17 protein-coding genes are annotated in these 17,405 nt (G+C 36.7%); 11 read left to right on the top strand and 6 right to left on the bottom strand.

Translation table 11 applies throughout. From position 1 onward, the window contains the following. The first annotated feature begins 38 nt into the window (after positions 1 to 38). The 9 genes from O0931_RS09365 to O0931_RS09325 all read left to right on the top strand — a co-directional run bounded on the left by O0931_RS09365 (position 39) and on the right by O0931_RS09325 (position 12,757). Positions 39 to 374, top strand: a complete 336-nt coding sequence (locus O0931_RS09365) for a hypothetical protein (RefSeq protein ID WP_269415300.1) — start codon at positions 39 to 41, stop codon at positions 372 to 374. Further along, positions 358 to 1,413 carry a DUF932 domain-containing protein gene (locus tag O0931_RS09360; protein ID WP_269415299.1) on the top strand — a complete coding sequence of 352 codons (1,056 nt, stop codon included), beginning with the start codon at positions 358 to 360 and terminating at the stop codon, positions 1,411 to 1,413. Before O0931_RS09365 ends, O0931_RS09360 begins: the two co-directional genes overlap by 17 nt. Positions 1,414 to 1,961: 548 nt before the next feature. Then, entirely contained in the window at positions 1,962 to 3,113 is a 1,152-nt protein-coding gene (gene dinB, locus O0931_RS09355) for a DNA polymerase IV (protein ID WP_269415298.1), read from the top strand. A 10-nt stretch (positions 3,114 to 3,123) separates the two neighbouring features. Next, the gene (gene dnaE, locus O0931_RS09350; protein WP_269415297.1) at positions 3,124 to 6,069 is read left to right on the top strand and encodes a DNA polymerase III subunit alpha; all 2,946 of its coding nucleotides are present in this window, start codon (positions 3,124 to 3,126) and stop codon (positions 6,067 to 6,069) included. A gap of 52 nt (positions 6,070 to 6,121) precedes the next feature. Continuing rightward, positions 6,122 to 6,613: a hypothetical protein gene (locus O0931_RS09345; protein WP_269415296.1), complete on the top strand. Its 492-nt coding sequence runs from the start codon at positions 6,122 to 6,124 to the stop codon at positions 6,611 to 6,613. 75 nt (positions 6,614 to 6,688) lie between these two features. Further along, positions 6,689 to 6,958, top strand: a complete 270-nt coding sequence (locus tag O0931_RS09340) for a helix-turn-helix domain-containing protein (protein WP_269415295.1) — start codon at positions 6,689 to 6,691, stop codon at positions 6,956 to 6,958. Positions 6,959 to 7,426: 468 nt separating this feature from the next. Then, the gene (locus O0931_RS09335) at positions 7,427 to 7,678 is read left to right on the top strand and encodes a hypothetical protein (protein ID WP_269415294.1); all 252 of its coding nucleotides are present in this window, start codon (positions 7,427 to 7,429) and stop codon (positions 7,676 to 7,678) included. A gap of 214 nt (positions 7,679 to 7,892) precedes the next feature. Beyond that, on the top strand, positions 7,893 to 12,035 hold the full coding sequence (locus O0931_RS09330) for a hybrid sensor histidine kinase/response regulator transcription factor (protein ID WP_269415293.1): 4,143 nt from the start codon (positions 7,893 to 7,895) through the stop codon (positions 12,033 to 12,035). A 68-nt stretch (positions 12,036 to 12,103) separates the two neighbouring features. Beyond that, the gene (locus tag O0931_RS09325; protein WP_269415292.1) at positions 12,104 to 12,757 is read left to right on the top strand and encodes an RNA polymerase sigma factor; all 654 of its coding nucleotides are present in this window, start codon (positions 12,104 to 12,106) and stop codon (positions 12,755 to 12,757) included. 34 nt (positions 12,758 to 12,791) lie between these two features. On the opposite strand, the gene O0931_RS09320 is transcribed toward O0931_RS09325, so the two are convergent. From O0931_RS09320 to O0931_RS09305, 4 genes are all read right to left on the bottom strand, one after another. Further along, complete coding sequence (locus tag O0931_RS09320) at positions 12,792 to 13,460, bottom strand: hypothetical protein (RefSeq protein WP_269415291.1); 669 nt, start codon at positions 13,458 to 13,460, stop codon at positions 12,792 to 12,794. Next, positions 13,447 to 13,602 (bottom strand): hypothetical protein, encoded by a 156-nt coding sequence (locus O0931_RS09315; protein ID WP_269415290.1) that lies wholly within the window; start codon positions 13,600 to 13,602, stop codon positions 13,447 to 13,449. The genes O0931_RS09320 and O0931_RS09315 overlap by 14 nt, the downstream gene beginning before the upstream one ends. A 57-nt stretch (positions 13,603 to 13,659) precedes the next feature. Beyond that, positions 13,660 to 13,977: a hypothetical protein gene (locus tag O0931_RS09310; RefSeq protein ID WP_269415289.1), complete on the bottom strand. Its 318-nt coding sequence runs from the start codon at positions 13,975 to 13,977 to the stop codon at positions 13,660 to 13,662. Positions 13,978 to 14,133: 156 nt separating this feature from the next. Then, positions 14,134 to 15,093, bottom strand: coding sequence for an IS1595 family transposase (locus O0931_RS09305; protein WP_269415288.1), 960 nt, complete (start codon positions 15,091 to 15,093; stop codon positions 14,134 to 14,136). A 114-nt stretch (positions 15,094 to 15,207) separates the two neighbouring features. Here O0931_RS09305 and O0931_RS09300 point away from each other — a divergent pair, with 114 nt between their 5' ends. Beyond that, positions 15,208 to 15,648: a hypothetical protein gene (locus O0931_RS09300; protein ID WP_269415287.1), complete on the top strand. Its 441-nt coding sequence runs from the start codon at positions 15,208 to 15,210 to the stop codon at positions 15,646 to 15,648. A 5-nt stretch (positions 15,649 to 15,653) separates the two neighbouring features. Here the strand turns inward: O0931_RS09300 and O0931_RS09295 are convergent, their stop codons facing one another. Continuing rightward, positions 15,654 to 16,295 (bottom strand): hypothetical protein, encoded by a 642-nt coding sequence (locus O0931_RS09295; RefSeq protein ID WP_269415286.1) that lies wholly within the window; start codon positions 16,293 to 16,295, stop codon positions 15,654 to 15,656. A gap of 162 nt (positions 16,296 to 16,457) precedes the next feature. Between O0931_RS09295 and O0931_RS09290 the strand changes: the two genes are divergently transcribed. Further along, entirely contained in the window at positions 16,458 to 16,646 is a 189-nt protein-coding gene (locus tag O0931_RS09290; RefSeq protein WP_269415285.1) for a hypothetical protein, read from the top strand. A 197-nt stretch (positions 16,647 to 16,843) separates the two neighbouring features. Here the strand turns inward: O0931_RS09290 and O0931_RS09285 are convergent, their stop codons facing one another. After that, positions 16,844 to 17,401, bottom strand: coding sequence for a hypothetical protein (locus O0931_RS09285; RefSeq protein WP_269415284.1), 558 nt, complete (start codon positions 17,399 to 17,401; stop codon positions 16,844 to 16,846). Between the last annotated feature and the right edge of the window lie 4 nt (positions 17,402 to 17,405).

Raw genomic sequence — 17,405 nt, 5'->3', positions numbered from 1 at the left:
AATAGGCGGGGCGTTCATTGTTTTTAAATTAGATATCCATGTTAGAGGCATTTATAGAATTTTTGGATCATCTGTACTATGAGGGCTACGCAGCTAAATTCGAGGAACAGAACCCCAACATTTTTTCTCGTCAACTGGCGGAATTTGCAAAAAATTATTCAATTCTTAAAAAAATGAAGAGAGAAGTTATATATCTATTGGTTCGGGTTGAGGTGGAATCGGAGCATAAAAATACCGGTGATACGATTCAAGAAATTGAAAACGAAGGGCGCTTTATTTTGCCCAATACAAAAAATGTCCGCATCTGGGATGCAGAGATTTTATTAACAAGAGTACGAAATCCTAAACACATACCTTATGGCACACAACATTAATTATAATAGTAAAATAGAGAAGCACGCCTTTATGAGCGTGAAAGAAAAAGCCTGGCACGGGTTGGGAACAATCATAGAAGATTATCCTACAAGTGCAGAAGCATTAAAACATGCAGGGTTAAATTATGCCGTAGAAAAGCGGGGATTGATTACGTTTTCCGAATATATTGATGAAGATGGTTTGCCTAATAGTATACCAGATGTTGGCGTAGAAAATTATTATGCCAATGTAAGGACAGATACAAACGAAGTATTAGGAGTTGTTGGTAAGGATTATCAAATAGTACAGAACATAGATGCATTTTCATTCTTTGATGATATTGTTGGCGGAAAAGATGGCATTTTATATGAAACTGCAGGTGCGTTGGGAAAAGGCGAGCGTATTTTTATAACGGCCAAACTGCCCGAGTATATCAAGGTTGGCAGGAACGATTTAATCGAGCAGTTCTTGTTTTTGACCACGTCGCATGATGGTTTTGGAAGTATTACTGCATCTTTTACCCCCGTTAGGATTTGTTGTCAAAATACGCTGAATGCGGCATTGAGACAGCAAAGTAATGCAATCAAGATACGCCATACCGCAAGCGCGCACGACAGGTTAAAGGAAGCGCACAAACTATTGGGAATCACCAACCTGTTAGCAAAGGAAATGGAGGGCGTTTTTAACCAATGGTCAAAGGTGAGGATTACCGATAAGCAGGTAAAAAAATTGGTGCAGATGGCCATGGCTCCAAATAAGGAAACGCTACAGAATTTGCAGATAGGAAAGCTGGATGAATTTTCCAGTCTGTTTATTAATATGGTAGATAAAGTTTTAGAGTATTCCTCCACAAGTCCGACCCAACAAATGGAAACTACAAAGGGCACTTTGTTTGGTGCTTATAATGCGGTAACCGGTTATTTTCAGAATATGAAAAGCTATAAAGACACCGAAACAAAGTTTAAATCCATTATGACAGGAAATGCTCTAGGTAAGGCGCAAGCTACGTTTGATTTGTGCAACGAGTTTGCAAAAATTGGTGTAAATGCATTAAATTAATAGCAATTCCTAATGAAGCAAGGACTACCTGATATTCGCAAAAAATATCGGGCGGCCCTTGCGGGCAATAATTTGATATTAGTGATTTTTAAAGATTACAGCTGGTTTCTAATTCGTTACAAGTTGGGAATAATCGAATAATAAATGAAAAACTTTAAAGGGTTCTTTCTTTTTGAATGTTTTTTTATGAATGGAAAAATAGCTCCCATCAAATGTTTTGCTGAATGCAAGAGAAGTTAATAGTTTTTTTGTCTGCAATGACGAAAACTGTATTTGTTAGATTAAATTGACATAAGAAATATAGAGGATTAATGGCGTTGGTACATTTAATATGGCATTAAGAATATCTCTTTAGCATTTGTAAAGCATTAAAGTTATCAACATTTAATTTCTTAGGAGATTAGTTAAATAGCCCATTGCAACTATGCTAATCGGTTTTCTATAATTGGCATCGCTAATCAGAATAGTGTCTATAGCTTTCAGGAATGGTGATTGTATTTTAATTGCTAATATTATTAGTAATTTTGATTTGTTTCAAGTTCACAAAAATGGATAAGCACATCATACACATGGATCAGGATGCTTTTTTCGTATCAGTTGAGATGCGAAAAAATCCTGAATTGATAGGCAAGCCGGTTATTATCGGTGGCAGTTCAGATCGTGGCGTTGTTGCATCCTGTTCTTATGAGGCCCGTAAATTTGGTATACACTCGGCAATGCCGGCACGAATGGCCAAACAACTTTGTCCGCATGCCATATTTCTACGCGGCAATATGGATGAATATTCCAAAGCTTCCCATGAAATCACGCATATTTTGAGAGAGCGGGTACCCCTGATTGAAAAGGCCAGTATTGATGAGCATTATATAGATATGACGGGCATGGATCGCTTTCATGGCTGTATGAAGTACGCGCACGAACTCCGTGCAAGGGTAATCAAAGAAACAGGGCTGCCCATTTCGTTTGGACTTTCGGTAAACAAAACCGTTTCCAAAATGGCTACCAATGAGTGCAAACCAAACGGCGAGTTGAATATAGAATCTCCCCGTGTAATTCCATTTTTAAATCCCTTATCCATACGTAAAATTCCCGGTCTTGGTGAAAAGACTTTTATCAAGCTCAGTGACATGGGCATCCGGAAAATTGAAACCCTGTCCCTTGTTTCACCAAGCCACATTAGCGCACTATTAGGCAAAAACGGAATTTCCCTATTGCAAAAAGCGAAGGGGATAGATCATTCACCAATCATTCCATATTCAGAGGCCAAAAGTATCGGCACGCAAAGTACCTTTAAATCGGATTCTATCGACGTGACTATGATCAAAAATCTGCTCACCGCAATGGTCATGGATGTTGCTTTTCAGCTTCGTGAACAAAAAAAACTTTGTGCCTGCGTAACCCTAACCATCCGTTATTCTGATTTTGAAGATGTAACGAAACAAGCCGCCATTCCATATACGGCGTTGGACAGCGTTCTGATTGCCAAAACAAAAGATCTTTTTCATCAGCTTTTTCAAAAGCGAAAACTAATCCGGCTCGTGGGTGTTCGTCTTTCCAACCTGGTTACCGGCTTTGAACAAATCGATTTATATAAGCAAAGTGAGGAGCAGTATGCGCTTTGCCAGGCGATGGATAAGATCAGGCATCGTTTTGGTTCTCATTCCATAGCCATTGCATCGACAATGAAACTAGACCTTTAATAATTCTGCGATGTATTTGAACGTGCATTCTCAATATAGCCTCCGGTATGGTACACTATCTGTTTCTAAACTCATTGAAGAAGCCGCTTGCAGGGGTGTGACCCAAATGGTGCTGACAGACATTAACAATTCAACCGGCGTAATGGAATTTATACGAGCATGCAGGGAAGCGGGTATAAAGCCAATCGGTGGTCTGGAGTTTCGTAAGGAAAAACGATTGTTATACATTGGAATTGCCAAAAATAAAGAGGGCATGAGGGAACTGAACGAACTGTTGAGTTTTCATAATCTTAATAAGGAAGTATTACCTGATGAGGCACCTTCAATGCAACACAGTTATATCATTTATCCTTTTGGCTATGCAAATCCGCTTAAAGCAAATGAATATATTGGTATTCGCTACGAGGAACTTCATTCCCTGTATAATAAAAACGTAGAAGTGCTTAAACAAAAACTTGTTGTTTTGCAACCCGTATTTGTTGCCGGTAAAATTGAATATCGTTTACATGAGTACCTGCGGGCAATTGATTTAAATACCCTCCTGACCAAGGTGGAGAAAGAAGATAGGTGTTTAGCAAACGATTGTTTCCAGGAACCGGGCTTTCTTGAAGCTAAATTTTCGAAATTTGCTTTCATCTTAGACAACAGTCGGGCCTTATTGGATAGCTGCTCGATGGATGAATATGCCGGTAGCAGGGTAAACTTAAATCGAAAGACTTTTACAGGAAGTAAAAAAGATGATAGAGAGCTGCTGGAAAAACTGGCCATCGGTGGTGTTGAATATCGCTACGGGAAAAGCAATAAGGGGGCGCTAAAAAAAGTGAAGCAGGAATTGAAGGTCATCTTTGAACTGGATTTCTGCGCTTACTTTCTCATCACCTGGGATATTATCCGTTATGCATCATCCCGTGGTTATTACCATGTGGGCAGGGGTTCGGGCGCCAATAGTACCGTGGCCTATTGTTTACGCATAACGGATGTCGACCCAATTGAACTGGACCTTTACTTTGAGCGCTTTCTAAATGCACAGCGTACTTCACCGCCTGATTTTGATCTGGATTTCAGTTGGGATGAACGGGAAGATGTACAGGACTACATCTTTAAGCGCTACGGTGCAGCCCATACCGCTTTACTCGGTGCGATGTCTACCTTTAAAGATCGCTCGGTCATCCGGGAAATTAGCAAGGTAATGGGCTTGCCGAAAGCCGAAATTGATGGGTATACTGACCCATCCCGATCCGCACTTAACCGCGACAATGCAACTTTTAAAAAAATTACGGCCATTTATGCCATGCTGCAGAACATGCCTAACCAGCGCAGCATACACGCAGGCGGGGTGTTAATTTCCGAAGAACCAATAACCTACTACACGGCGCTTGATTTGCCGCCAAAAGGCATGCCTACCGTGCAATGGGATATGTATGAAGCAGAAAAAATAGGCTTCGATAAATATGATGTGCTCTCTCAAAGAGGCATCGGGCACATCAAGGAAGCCGTAAGACTGGTGGAAGATAACCTGGGGAAAAAAGTAGACATTCACCAGGTTAAAAAATTCATGAAAGATCCGGAATTGAATAACAAACTCAAAATAGGGGATACCATTGGTTGCTTTTACATTGAATCTCCGGCAATGAGGCAGTTGTTAACTAAGTTAAGCTGTGATAATTATTTGGTACTTGTTGCCGCAAGTTCCATCATCAGGCCCGGGGTAGCCAGTTCGGGTATGATGCCGGCCTATATACGTTACCATCACGATCCTTCTAAAGTTGTTTACCTGCATCCGGTAATGGAAGAACTGCTGGGCGAAACGTATGGTGTGATGGTCTACCAGGAAGATGTGATTAAGATTTGCATTCACTTTGCAGGAATGGATGGTACGGATGCGGATATCCTTCGCAGGGGCATGAGTGGGAAATACCGTTCCAAAGCGGAATTCGACAGGCTGGTGGAGAAATTTTTTAGTGAAGCCAGAAAGCTCGGGCGGCCGGAAGAAACCATAGCCGAAGTATGGCGACAAGTATCGAGCTTTGCAGGTTATAGTTTTTCTAAGGCCCATTCCGCAAGTTTTGCCGTGGAAAGTTACCAAAGTCTCTTTTTAAAGACCTATTTTCCTAAAGAATTTATGGTCGCGGTTCTCAATAATTACGGCGGTTTCTACACGAGGTGGTTGTATGTTCATGAACTTCAAAAGGCCGGCGCAAAAGTGCACCTGCCTTGCGTGAACAATAGTTTGACCGTAGTTTCCATTAAAGGTGCAGATGCCTATCTCGGTTTTATCGGCGTGTTGGGCCTCGAAAACAAATTAATGGAACGGATTGTAGAAGAACGTTTTGAAAATGGAAATTATTTGTCTGCCGAAGACCTGATTAAAAGAACAGGTATTGGCTTGGAGCAGGTAGTTATTCTTATTCGTGTAGGTGCATTACGTTTTACTGGTAAAAGTAAAAAGGAGCTGTTGTGGGAAGTTCATCTTTTAATGGGACAAAAAGCTCAGCCGGCTAACCACACAGAACTTTTTGTAATGGAGAAGAAAAACTATTCCATGCCCCAGCTGGTCGATACCGATTTGGAACACGCGTACCATGAACTCGAACTTTTAGGCTATTGCCTTTCGATGTCGATGTTCGATATGCTGAAAACGAATTATAGGGGAGAAGTAAGCGCTAAATCGCTTAAACCTCACACCGGACGGATGGTTAAAATGGTGGGCTGGTACGTTTGTGAAAAAACGGTTCACACTAAAAATAATAAAAAGATGTGGTTCGGAACTTTCCTCGATGCAGAAGGCAATTTTTTTGATACGACGCATTTTCCGAATACGACACCAGCTTATCCATTTCGTGGCCATGGCTGTTACCTAATATCCGGCATGGTTGCTGAAGACTTTGGCTCTCCAAGCATTGAGGTTAAGCAGTTTGCAAAATTGCCCATTCACGCTAACCCCATCATGGAATGAATTTAAATTAAAAATGATAGATAAGTTTTGTTGTAAAAACAGGTAAAAAATAATGCAAGGTTTAGATAAATACAGAAAGGAACTTCCCACTTTGACCATGAAAGTCATATTGAATTATGTAATTGGACAGGGAAAGGCGGTTGAAACTTATCAATTGGTTAATTATCTGGAAAGCGAGGGCTGGCATGTATTATCAGGAGGATACCTGATTGGCCGTCTTCAAAAAGTCAACAATGCCTGGCTATCAACTATACCTAACAGTTTAAATCAGAAAAGGTTATTCGAAATAGGTTCTTTTATTGACGCTCAAAATTTTGACCATATTTCTTTAAAAATAAAAAACCATTGGGCAACCTATATACAAGAAGTTATCATGCAGAGCGATAGTGCTTATCTGGTTATTTGTCTTAAAAATATTAACTTCGGGCGATTTAAATTGCTGTTTATATCATTTATAGGAGATTTGGTTGAAGTGCCATGGCCTGTTGGCTTTAAGGTGTATAATAGCGACTTTTCAGATGAATTTTTAATTGAAGTGAAATAATCTATTATTGGATATATTTTAAAAAGCGTTTATCTATTTATTTTATTACATACAACAATCAACAAATAAATTAATATGAAAAGCAATAGTCAGATAAGCGATCAGGAAGAACTACATAAATTAGGTTTAAAGCTCAAAGACCTGCGAATGGCAAAAGGTTTTACCGACTTAAATAAATTTGCGCAGGAGAATAACTTAGACTGCTCTCAATATCGTAAATATGAGGAGGGAACAGCTGATATAACAATAAGTATGTTGTTTTATGTTTTAAATATTTTCAATTTAAGCATGAATGATTTCTTCAATGAAGATATACCGAACAAAGATGAACCGTTTGGTCGTTAATTATTGTTTATAAAGAGCTTTTACCATGCAGGCATTTGGAATTAACGAATCCACTGTTTATCCGCGAGCCTTGGTCTTCGTCGACCAGACCTTTTACTTTCAAAGAAAAGTGTTTTTCTCCCTTTTTTCCATACAATCTATCAACCAGAATTTGGCATCCATGAATTAGGAAGATTAAGTGCTTTGGATCCGGAAATACGAAAAAGTAGATTGTAACTAATACTAATTTTATGAAATAAAATCATTAGTTAGTAACACTTGGGGGATAGCTCTTATAGCCAGATCCCTCATTGCCTATGTAATCTGCGCATTTCCCTCTATATCTTATAAGATTAAAGACAAGTTCGTAAAGAATCATGGTGTTTTTTCTCACATACTCTACTGTGAGCCTTTTATTGGAGGTGCAGCAGTATTCTTGCTAAACAACCCTCGCAGGTAGAGGTAATCAATGATACAAATAGGGAATTGATGAATTTCTACAGGGTTTCAAAAGAAGATTTTACATCTCTTGAAAAAGAAATCAGGATTTCACTCCACTCCAGGGATCTGCACCGAAAAGCTTCAGTTATCTATAATAATCCTGATATGTTTTCCGAGGTTAAACGCGCCTGGGCGGTATGGCTAACGAGTTCTCAGAGTTTTTCCTCACAGCTGGGTAGCAAGCTTATTATTAATGGCAAAAATGTAGCCATAAACATTAAAATAATTCATGTTCATTAAATCTTAAATCTGTAAAGCATCATGGTATTTTATTTCTGTGAAGACCCAACTATCATACAACAATAGAATTTTAAAATCATTTAAGCACGATAATTAATTTATGGAATTCGCCATGCTAAGATGGACTTTAAGAAGCATATTATAAAGCAACAGAAATTTTCTGTTTGCAGTACTTAAAAAATGTTTATATTTTGAGATTAAATAAATATCCCTTGTGAGAGTCCTGCTGTTCCTGATCCTAAGCTTCCTGTTTACAAGCCGTTCGGTTTCCCAAACGAAACCGATAGTTTCTTATCTGGGTATCGAAAACGGACTTTCGAATAATCAGGTAAGAAGCATTTATCAGGATCATAAAGGTTTTCTCTGGTTTGGTACCAGAGATGGATTGAACCGTTATGATGGTTATGGTTTCAAGGTTTTTAGAAACCAGATTAAGAATCCACATTCCGTTACACATAATATTATTTCTGTAATTAGGGAAGACGCTCATCATAGGCTTTGGATTGGTACCCGACGTGGCGTTAGTGTTTATAACGGACTTTACGGAAGCTTTACGACCATTCAGTGCCGTACAGTAGAAAGCAGTAAGCCTGTTCCCTTAAATTATGTGATTAAAGACATTGGAACAGACCGTACTGGAAAGGTATTTATCGGAGCGGAAGAGCGTGGATTGTTTTATTGTAAGCCTAACACTTTTGTAGCCGAGCCGATAGCGCTTATAATTTCAGGAAAGGAAACCAAGCACTATGGTGTTCAGTCTATCCGATTCGCTAAAGACGGAACCTTATGGGCGCTTATTCAAAACTTAGGACTCTGCAAACTCGATTACCGATCGATGAAACTGATGGTGGTGAATGATAACCTGCCTCTTACCGATTGTATGGAGCTTGATGGCGATAATATCTGGCTTGGAACGGTAAACGGACTTTATAAGTATAATGTAATCGACAAACAGATTACGCGGTTAACCGGGAAAAACGGCAGTAGCTACACAGGAGGGATTTTGAGTATGGGTATCGATCAAGCTAAAAATGTATGGCTAGGCACCCCAGACAGCGGTGTTTTATTGTTCGATATTCGTAAAGATACATTTATTAGCGTAGCACTTGATGCGAACAGGCAATTGCCAATTGGTGTTATTTACGCCATTTATATTGATAAAAATGCCAGAAAATGGATAGGTACTTCGTTAAGAGGAGTGGGGGTAGTCGATCCGAATAAGAAAGGCTTTAGTAACATTTCCCTCAAAGGAGAGAATTCGGAAGCCATTTCATCCATATTTGAGGATGAAAATAACAGGCTATGGATTGGTACAGAATATTCGGGTCTGGATATTTGGGACAGAAAAACAAATAAACGTATTAATTTCAGAAATAGAGCCGACAATCCGCAATCTATATCGTCAAATTACATTACTTCAATTCAGCAAGATGCTAAAGGCCGGTTTTGGCTGGCCACATTCAGTTCAGGAATTAATCTTTATGATCCGAAGCTGAACAAATTTAAAAGGTACAAATGCATAAACCCAGGTACAAGGATCGAAAATAAGGTTGTATTCGTACTTCATAAAGATCAAAATCAAACCTTATGGGCCTCTACGTTAAGGCGGGGTAGTATATTAGGTGCTTTGTATCGGTTCAATCCATCGCTTGATCAGTTTGAACTTTTTGATACCCGTCTTTCTGACCTTTTTGATCTGTATGAAGATTCGAAAGGTGATTTTTGGGGTGGAAACCTCAGTCAGCTAGTGCTGATTGATAAAAAAACGAAGAACCATAAATTCTTTGATATCGGTTACACCTTACGCAACATACTGGAAGATACCAAAGGGAATTTCTGGGTCGGTACGGAGGGTGGCGGTTTATTGCTGTTCGACCGGAAGACGGGGAAGGTATCAGCACGCTATACCACCGAAGATGGCCTTTCCAACAATGCGGTGCTGTCCATTCTCGAAGACAAAGGCGGAAATATCTGGCTGAGTACCTATAACGGAATATCTAAATTTAATCCGGTTACAAAGTCTTTCGAAAATTTTTATCAAAGCGACGGGTTGCAAAGCAACCAGTTCCAGATTAATGCAGGACTAAAGCTCAAAAGCGGGGAGTTTGCATTCGGAGGAATTAAGGGATTAAATATTTTCGATCCTCTGGCTATTTTTCCAATCAATAACTTTCCCAGTCTGCAGCTTACAGGCGTATCTATCAATAATCTTCCGATTGAAATCAGTCACGATTATGTAAAAAAGGAATCGGATGGCATGGTGAAGCAATTAAAAGTTCCCTATAAAGATGCCATATTCTCCTTTGAATTTACGGCACTGGAATATTCTGCCGCCAATAAGATTTCTTATGCTTATTTTTTGGAGGGTTGGGATAGAGATTGGAATAAGGCAGGAAAAAACAGAACTGCGGTGTATACTCATGTTGATGAAGGTTCCTATGTTTTCAGGGTTCAGTCTACCAATGCTGATGGTATCTGGAACAAAAATGAGTTGGTCTTAAATATTATTGTTTTACCGCCCTGGTACCGAACCTGGTGGGCATACCTGGTTTATACGCTGTGTTTTATAGGTATGATTTACATTTACCTGCAGTATAAAAACAAGCAAAATAAACTTAAATATGAAGTGCAGCTGATTAATTTAGAATCGAAAAGGAAAAAAGCAGAATACGAAACGGCAGCGGCCTTGCATGAAAAAGAGAAGGCAGAGCACGAAAAAGAAAAGGTAATTAACGAAAAAGAAAAAGAGCTGAACGAAAAAAGGCTTAGCTTTTTTACCAATATATCGCATGAATTCCGTTCGCCGCTTACTTTAATCATTAATCCGGTTAAAGATTTAATGGAGCGCACAAGCCGGCAATCCAATGAGGATAAACCGGAACTAAACATCATCCACAGAAATGCCAGAAGAATGCTGAGCCTGGTTGATCAGCTATTGCTGTTCAGAAAGGTTGATCAGGGGTCTGATCGCATCAACCCGTCTAAGCTGAATGTTGTTAATATCTGCGAGGAAGTTTACCTGTGTTTTACGCAGCAAGCAGTATCAAAAAACATCAATTTTAAGTTGATCTCGGAAGAGCAGGAATTGTTTGTTTTTGCCGACCGGGAAAAACTGGAGATTATACTTTTTAACCTGCTTTCTAATGCGCTTAAATACACACCGGCATTCGGAACGGTAAAATTAATGGTTAGCGAAGAAGAATCATTCATATCGATATTTGTTGAAGATACCGGACCGGGGATTGCCGGGAGCGAAGGAGAACAGATATTTCAGCGATTTTACCAGGCAGAAAATAAAAATGGCTCGGCTAAACCCGGTTTTGGAATTGGTTTGTACCTGGCCCGGCAATTCGCCGAAGCACATTCGGCAACCTTAACTTATACAAGCAAGGTTAATGCCGGTACAACTTTTAGTTTAAAACTATTAAAAGGTACTTCACATTTAAAAGGGATAGCTGAAGTTCTGCCCAATACAGAGTCAAAACTGTTGAACGAACTTATTACTGATGATTTTAATCCTGGACCAAACTTTTCGGAGCAATTGCTCGAAGAAGAATCTATTATAAGTGAAAAAAAATCGATATTAATTGTAGATGATGAGGCTGAAATCAGAGGTTACATCAGGAGCGTGTTTAAGTTAAGCTATACGATTTACGAAGCAGAGGATGGAGAATCGGGATTGGATATGGCATTTGAAAAGATGCCTGATTTAATTATTACAGATTACAGGATGCAGCAATTGGACGGCATTGAACTTTGTGAAAAAATTAAAAGTGACCCTACCTTATCTTATATACCCATTATTTTATTAACCGCCAGTTCATCAAATGAACTTAAAATAAAAAGTTTAAAAGGCGGGGCAGATGATTACATCAATAAACCTTTCGAAAAGGACTATTTAATTGCCAGGGTAGAAAACCTGCTCAAAAACAGGAATAATCTGCAGAACTATTTCTATAATGAAATTACACTTCAGAAAAATTCAATTGTAATTTCTGAGGATTATAAAAAATTCCTCGATAAATGTATCCTTATAGTTGAAGAACACCTTAACGACCCTGATTTTGGTATAAAATCGCTGGTAGCCGAAATCGGCATGAGCCATAGTAACCTTTACAAACGTGTAAAATCAATTTCCGGTCAATCTGTAAACGCTTTTATCCGGTTTATAAGGCTGCGTAAGGCAGCAGAACTTATGATTAACTCTGACTGTAATGTAAATGAAGCGGCCTTCCGCTGTGGTTTTAACGATCCGAAATATTTTGGTAAGCAGTTCTTAAAGCTCTTTAAACTCAACCCTTCTGAATTTATAAAAAAGCACCGCAAATCTTTTAACAATCGGTTTAAAATTAAATAGGAAATTTTCTTTCCCTGTTTCAATAAATGATTTGTGGAATGCCCAAAAGCCTCGGTTAGTATAGCTTGTTGAAAATACACTCTTTCTTTACGATTTTATACCCCTCTGTTTTTGCCGAACAACCCATATTCGTATCAACCAAATATGAATATCTTATGAACCGGGTTGAAGAACTTAACATCCTTTGGGACAGAAGCTGCAGCGGAGATCAAAAATCTTATGCCATATTACACCGCACACTGTACCCTGTTTTATTTAACTATGCCTGTAAAATATTAAAGGATGAAGACCTGAGCGATGATCTTTTGCAGGATCTTTTTGTCAGATTCTGGGAAAGAAAGACCAAAATTGGTCCGCTTCAAAATGTTAAAGCCTATTTCATCAAATCTACGCGTTCTATTGTGCTGAATCATATTAAAAGTGCGAAATTAAAACAGGATAAACTCGATGTCTTACCGGAACCCGATTTCCAGTTTTCTGGAGAAGAACTGATTATTTTTGAAGAAAAAGAACTGGCGCTTAAACAACTTATTTACAAAGCAATAAATACACTTCCGTCAAAGCAGAAAGAAATCATCTATATGCGATTTTATGAGGATATGGAATACAATCAGATTGCTGAAATAACCGGTATAAGATACCAATCTGTTATCAATCATGTATATAGAGCCATTCAGGTTTTAAGAACGCTTAACCTGGGTTCTTCAGTTTTTGCTGCATAATTTGATAAGGTAACTATACCCAGTTGGGACAAGATTAGTGATTCCCATTTTTTGCTTTTTCTACCCATATTAACGGGTAATTGCTCCACCCTTTTAAAATAGTGAAATTATTGGTAAAATTAGATGATATGGAAGGATGAGTAATAACTTGAAATCCATTTAATTTTAAGTTTCGTACTAACTCATCACCTAAAATCCCAGACTCTTCATCTTGATGTATTACCACATCAATTTTCGTAGTGTCATAATCAGGATATTTTATATAAAGTTCGTCAATTTGGCGCATAATACTCTTGTAAGTTTCTTCGTCTAAGTGACGTTGCTTAACTCCATTGTAATTGTTCGTTACTGCATTATCTCCAATTGCACTATTTGTTACTGGTGCAGTAATATTATATTTAACAGATGGTTTAATTTTTTCTCTTGAATGAAAATTTGTCGATGATGCCATTTTCGGGTTTGGCTTATCCTTGACAGACGGTACATCCTTTGATGTAGGTATATCTTTAATCGTGGTATCAAGTTGTGGTTTTGGAATATTATATTCTAATCCAAATAGTTTAACATGGTCACCATTATAGATTTTAATTGTTGTAACTATGGATAATAGTATGATAATTACAAGTACGACAACTATAACAGCCCAAAAACCACCTTTTAAAGTTTTATCTTCGAATTTCTTATTGAAATCAACTTTTCCCATCTATCCGTTTTTCTTTCTTAGGTTGAACAGAAAGATTCAATAATTCATCAAAAGTGCCGTCAAAAGATACCTTTTCTTCATACTTATTTGCTCTTGGCTTTGATTCCTTAACCTTTGATGGTTTATCCTTATTCTTTTTCATTATATAAAGATAACGCTTAATTGAGAAAAATCAATTTGAAAGATTCTTTTCCTTAAACTATATCAAGCCCTTAACTAAAAGAAATAAAAATAGCAGTGTTAATAAAGACCCAATGAATAACAATATTTTTGTGAATGGGGTGTGAATAATTTCTTGCCATTGCATGAACCCTCCTGGGATAAATTCTTGTACATAACATAACGCCTTAAAATTAGCGACACTAATCACCACTAATCCAATACCTAACCCAAACAGATGTTTTGAATTTAAAAAATCAATCGTTTTGAAAAAAGGAGCAGCGCAGCATAACATCCCTAAGTATAATGTAACTCCATACCACTTGTCTAAATTGATTTGTTTTAATAAATCTCCCATGCGAAAATATTTTTATATATTATGTAACAATACTGTTGTAAATCTAAAAAACATTATTGATAACTTCGCATGATGAAAAATCAAGTTTTCCACACACTTACTGTTGAATAATTATCTCTAACTAAGCCTTTCCATAATTAGCTTGCTTAACCAGTTTTAGCTAGTTCGCTCTTTTTCAGTAAGTTTTCGATATGTAATTCTAGGTGTATCACATTTTAAAATAGCCATCTCAAATCTATTAGAATCTGCAACTTTTCTTGTGTTATAACGATAACTCGTTTCATCCATGTATCGTTGAAGGTGTTTTGGTGACATGTAATGGTAAGTACCCACAAGACCACGCTTAAACAAACTCCAAAACCCTTCAATGTTGTTGGTATGCTTATCGCCTTCTGTTTTATAGTTATTTTCCGTGTGTTTAACAGTAATGTGATTGCACACAGTACCCAAACCATTGTATGACCGATAGGCATCAGTAATAAGAGTTACATTAGCATCGATATTACTTTTAACAATATTGTGTAAGGTGTCAGAATTGGTATCTTGAACCACGAAGGTTTTAACTTTACCATTACGTTCAATCATACCAACTACTGGTGTTTTATCTTTTGCACTTCTTCCCTGTGTTGAATCTATCTTTTTGTGAGCATGTCTATTCTTATTTTTGCCACCAACATAAGTTTCATCAACTTCTACAGTTCCCTGCATTAATGAAGGGTCTTGGTCATTCAACATTTCTCTAATACGGTGCAACATAAACCATGCTGTCTTTTGAGACACATCTAAATCTCTTGCAAGCTGTAATGAACTAATTCCTTTCTTATGTGCAGTTACGAGATATAAAGCACCAAACCATAATCTTAATCCAATCTTAGTGTTTTCGTATATGGTTTTGGTTTTAACAGTGAACTTTTTATGACAGTCTTTATCTGAACATTTATAACCTCTGTTGGTTACATATGCTTTCTTAGCACTACCACAGTGTGGGCAAGTAATAGTATCGCCCCAGCGTTTAGCACCTAAATACTTTTCACAAGTTTCATCATCTTTAAAGTAATCGAAAAGCTGAATAAGAGAGTTGAATTTGTTCATATACAAATATACCATTTGTCCCATTAAATACCTAATTTATTTTAAACTATTTTTGTTAATAGCTTAAAAAATAGGTTGATATATAGATTTTTTAAATGGTATTTTTATAGGTACAAAATAAACTCCCATATTACTTCTATGAAAACAGGACACTGGTTATTAGAAATACCGTTTTTCAAAGCAATTTTTTTAGCAAGTTCTATTGTGTATTGCATTGCACCTGGCATTGTTTATTGTTTTATAAATTTTAAAGATTTGTTTGAAAGAACAGATTTACTAAAACTCCTATTACTCACAACAAGTTTTAGTACACTTATATATTGTGTAAACTATTTTATAACATTATTAGTGTTCGGCATTGCTATGAAAAGGCAGTTAGATGACAAAGAAATATATACAGTATCAGCGCAAGCCCTCATTAATATTTATACGCTTATATTTTTAATTAATTTATTAAATTATGTGTTCTATAACGATATATTGACTATTAAAGAATCACTCATTTTATTTTATTCATTTATTTTAATGTCAATTGTATTTAGTATCATTTTTCCTATGAGAAACAAAATTGAGAAGTAATTTTCTTAGTTTTCATCACCAACCAACAAATGAAAAAGCAATTCTAAAAGTTTTTCGATATCTTCAAATAAACCGAACACATGCTCTGCATCCATTGTAGCTATGCTACTGTTATCGTTAAATGAGCAATAAATCCATTCCTGTAAGCCATATCGGATTTCGGAAATGCGGCTAAATGTCAAAATCTTTTTGAGGTAGAGAAAAGGATTTTCCATTTCTGTTTCAGATAGTGAATTAACTTCATAACTGCTTGCTGCTCCAATACCCTCATCAATTTTTTCTTTCCTCATATCATTCACCCAGTCCTTAAAGCTTTCTGTATTTTCTGAATAACGGGTTTTACTGGCATATTTTATATTGTTTTCTACAATTAAGTATCCAGCATGAAGAAGTTGAATTAACTGGTTGTGGAAATAAATGGTATTACTATGATTTTCTACTGTTAAATCAGGTGTCATAGCAATTTTAAACCAAGAGCGTAGTTCAAATCTGTAAAACCCTAAACTTGCTCCATTGAAAAAAGATTCAATTTCGAGATAAGGATTTAATTGATGTTCGGTTGATAACAACAGTGGGCAAGTATATTCAAATCTTTCGCTGACTGAATGTGAATTTGGTTGCATAATATTGAAATTGTCTTTGTTCATAAACAAAGCAAATCAATATAAAGGATTATTAGTACCTCTAATAAGAAACTGCTAATGAGACACACTTATTGAGATACACCTAATTAGCAACAATAAAAGATGTAAATGTTATTAATTTGTTGAAAGTATTAAAATTATACATGTTAGGTGATATTTATAGATATGGAAAGTATTAAAGAATTTAAAAGTGACAGAAATGGTTATATACAATTTTGGAACTATCCAAATTTTAACGAAGAATTTAAGATAGCTAAGAAAAAGTATTATAAAAATAAATATGGTACGGATGACTTATTGAACTTGTTTGGTGAACCTAGAGTTTATGATTGGCAAATTCCAAATAATCCTTAATATATTTTAACACTTTATCAATTTCGTACCCATTAGTTTCATTAGCAATCACGTTTAATAAATCAGTAGAATAGTAATCTAAAATCGAAGCTTCATTACATACTCCTGCATTAATGGTATCAACTATCAATTCGTGTAATTTCTCGTTTGTTTGTATTTTCATACTTATGGTATATAAAGTTAAATGCTATAGGATTTTAAAGTTCTGGTCGAATTTTGTATGACTTATTTGATTTATCGGCATTATCATAAAGTGTATAAAATTTGGCATCATGAGCATTATAATATTCTAATAACAGCTTTAAGACTGTGAAATCGACAGGAGTTTCTGATGTTCTTTTTCTTTGGTCTGGCAATGTATCACTGACTTCAAAAAAAACCAATTCAACTTCTCTTGATTCTCCACTAGCAATTGGCTTTAATTCCTGAATTTCACCCATAGTAATATTAGGAAATACCTCTACATTGTAGCTTATTTTTGGAAAAAGAACAAGTTGGTCTGAATTATTTGTAACAGTCATTTCATACCGCCAAGTTAAATGATACCTAACGATTGATTTATCTCTTACGTTATATCCGTCTTCATCTATAAATTCTTTAACTACACCCATCGGCTCACCAATGCCGTTTGAAAAACGTAGTTCAACTGTCAGAAATCCACCAACGAAATATTTTTTACGATAGTAGATAAATATTGGAATACAAACAGCCAGAAATAAGCCTAAAATTGTTAATAATAATTGTTGAGAGGTCATGATT

It is taken from the genome of Pedobacter rhodius (genome assembly GCF_027213645.1).
GTDB lineage: Bacteria > Bacteroidota > Bacteroidia > Sphingobacteriales > Sphingobacteriaceae > Pedobacter > Pedobacter rhodius.
The sequence above is the reverse complement of the archived record's forward strand: the minus strand, read 5'-3'. Positions and strand labels throughout refer to the sequence as shown.

Excerpts from the sequence above, each read along its gene's own strand:
- O0931_RS09365 (WP_269415300.1), top strand. The coding sequence starts at position 39 with ATGTTAGAGGCATTTATAGAATTTTTGGATCATCTGTACTATGAGGGC.
- O0931_RS09360 (WP_269415299.1), top strand. The coding sequence starts at position 358 with ATGGCACACAACATTAATTATAATAGTAAAATAGAGAAGCACGCCTTT.
- dinB (WP_269415298.1), top strand. The coding sequence starts at position 1,962 with ATGGATAAGCACATCATACACATGGATCAGGATGCTTTTTTCGTATCA.
- dnaE (WP_269415297.1), top strand. The coding sequence starts at position 3,124 with ATGTATTTGAACGTGCATTCTCAATATAGCCTCCGGTATGGTACACTA.
- O0931_RS09345 (WP_269415296.1), top strand. The coding sequence starts at position 6,122 with ATGCAAGGTTTAGATAAATACAGAAAGGAACTTCCCACTTTGACCATG.
- O0931_RS09340 (WP_269415295.1), top strand. The coding sequence starts at position 6,689 with ATGAAAAGCAATAGTCAGATAAGCGATCAGGAAGAACTACATAAATTA.
- O0931_RS09335 (WP_269415294.1), top strand. The coding sequence starts at position 7,427 with ATGAATTTCTACAGGGTTTCAAAAGAAGATTTTACATCTCTTGAAAAA.
- O0931_RS09320 (WP_269415291.1), bottom strand. The coding sequence starts at position 13,460 with ATGGGAAAAGTTGATTTCAATAAGAAATTCGAAGATAAAACTTTAAAA.
- O0931_RS09315 (WP_269415290.1), bottom strand. The coding sequence starts at position 13,602 with ATGAAAAAGAATAAGGATAAACCATCAAAGGTTAAGGAATCAAAGCCA.
- O0931_RS09310 (WP_269415289.1), bottom strand. The coding sequence starts at position 13,977 with ATGGGAGATTTATTAAAACAAATCAATTTAGACAAGTGGTATGGAGTT.
- O0931_RS09305 (WP_269415288.1), bottom strand. The coding sequence starts at position 15,093 with ATGGGACAAATGGTATATTTGTATATGAACAAATTCAACTCTCTTATT.
- O0931_RS09300 (WP_269415287.1), top strand. The coding sequence starts at position 15,208 with ATGAAAACAGGACACTGGTTATTAGAAATACCGTTTTTCAAAGCAATT.
- O0931_RS09295 (WP_269415286.1), bottom strand. The coding sequence starts at position 16,295 with ATGAACAAAGACAATTTCAATATTATGCAACCAAATTCACATTCAGTC.
- O0931_RS09290 (WP_269415285.1), top strand. The coding sequence starts at position 16,458 with ATGGAAAGTATTAAAGAATTTAAAAGTGACAGAAATGGTTATATACAA.
- O0931_RS09285 (WP_269415284.1), bottom strand. The coding sequence starts at position 17,401 with ATGACCTCTCAACAATTATTATTAACAATTTTAGGCTTATTTCTGGCT.